We start from the raw sequence: 1,782 nt of genomic DNA, 5'->3' as shown, positions 1-1,782 counted from the left end.
GAACAGGCCTCGCTAAGCGAGGCCTTTTTTATTCATGAAATTTATAGACGAAGCTCGTATTGAAGTCATAGCTGGCCAAGGTGGCGCCGGGAGTGCCTCCATGCGCCGCGAAAAGTTTATTGAATTCGGCGGACCCGATGGTGGTGATGGTGGAAAAGGCGGAAGCGTATGGGCAACCGCTGATCGCAACATCAATACGCTGATTGACTATCGTTACGCCAAAACGCACACTGCAAAAAATGGTGAGCCTGGTCGTGGCGCCGACTGTTATGGTCGCGCAGGCGACGATATTGAGTTGCGTATGCCAGTTGGAACCATCATTTCTGATTATGAAACTGGTGAACCGATTGCCGACTTAACCACGCACGGTGAGCGCCTTTGTTTGGCGCAGGGCGGTGTTGGGGGATGGGGAAATATTCACTTTAAGAGTAGTACGAACCGCGCTCCTCGCCAAAAGACGAATGGCAAAGAGGGTGAGCGTCGTAAGCTCAAGCTTGAATTAAAGGTATTGGCTGATGTTGGTTTATTAGGCATGCCCAATGCTGGTAAATCCACTTTGATCACCGCTGTGTCTAACGCGCGACCAAAGATTGCCGACTATCCGTTTACAACCTTACATCCAAATTTAGGTGTGGTGCGAGTAGGCGCTGAGCGCAGCTTTGTGATTGCAGATATTCCGGGATTGATTGAAGGTGCCGCGGAAGGTGCTGGCTTGGGCCATCGCTTTTTAAGACACTTACAGCGTACTGGTGTGCTCTTGCATTTAGTCGATATTGCTCCATTTGATGAGAATATTGATCCAGTGGCAGATGCTGTTGCTATCGTGAATGAATTGCGTAAGTACGATGAAGCCTTGGTTGAGAAGCCGCGCTGGTTAGTGCTGAACAAAGTCGACATGATTCCAGAGGAAGATCGCAAGAAGGTAGTTGCGGACTTTATTAAGCGTTTTAAGTGGAAGGGACCTGTATTTGAGATCTCCGCTTTAACTGGATTGGGCTGCGATAAGTTGTGCTATTCATTGCAAGACTATTTGGACTCTATTCGTAAAGATAGAGATGATGAAGATGAGCGTGCTGCTGATCCGCGTTATCAAGAACAAGCCCAGCCAGAAGATAAAACTCCAGATTAAGCGGTAGTCATTTGAGACCTGAATTTGATATGAGCACTCAGCAAGCTAAACGAATCGTAGTAAAAGTAGGTTCAAGCCTAGTCACTAATAATGGTGAGGGTTTGGATCGCGCTGCAATCGGTATGTGGGCAGAGCAAATGGCTGCCTTGCTAGCTACTGGGCATGAGGTGTTGATGGTCAGTTCCGGTGCGATTGCTGAAGGCATGCAACGTCTTGGCTGGAGTAAGCGTCCGCAGGAAATTCATCAACTACAGGCTGCAGCTGCCGTTGGTCAAATGGGCTTGGTGCAGGTCTATGAAAGTTGTTTTGCGCGCTTTAATTTGCGTAGCGCACAAGTGTTGCTGACGAATGCAGATTTGGCGCATGCTGAACGCAATGCCAATGCCAAGGCGACTTTAGATACTTTGCTAAAGCTTGGCGTTGTCCCCATCATTAATGAAAACGATACGGTTGTTACTGATGAAATTAAATTTGGTGATAACGATAGCTTGGCCGCATTAGTCACGAATTTAATTCATGCGGACTTACTAGTGATCTTGACTGATCAAGGCGGATTGTTTACTGCTGATCCGCGTCAAGATGCTACCGCCACTCTTTTGAGTGATGCTACTGCTGGTGATCCTGCTTTAGAAAAGATGGCTGGTGGTGCTGCA

2 protein-coding genes are annotated in these 1,782 nt (G+C 47.9%); both read left to right on the top strand.

Annotated elements, in window-relative coordinates; all coding sequences use genetic code 11:
• Nucleotides 1-34 precede the first annotated feature (34 nt).
• The gene (obgE, locus tag B7X71_RS16335; protein ID WP_215302451.1) at nt 35-1,129 is read left to right on the top strand and encodes a GTPase ObgE; all 1,095 of its coding nucleotides are present in this window, start codon (nt 35-37) and stop codon (nt 1,127-1,129) included.
• Nucleotides 1,130-1,158: 29 nt separating this feature from the next.
• On the top strand, nt 1,159-1,782 hold a 624-nt coding region (proB, locus tag B7X71_RS16330), incomplete at its 3' end, for a glutamate 5-kinase (protein WP_293601506.1).

This window comes from Polynucleobacter sp. 39-46-10, assembly GCF_002282275.1.
Note: the sequence above shows the minus strand (reverse complement) of the source record. Positions and strands in the feature narration are given on the sequence as shown.

Coding starts and splice junctions, on each gene's coding strand:
- obgE (WP_215302451.1), top strand. CDS start 35: ATGAAATTTATAGACGAAGCTCGTATTGAAGTCATAGCTGGCCAAGGT.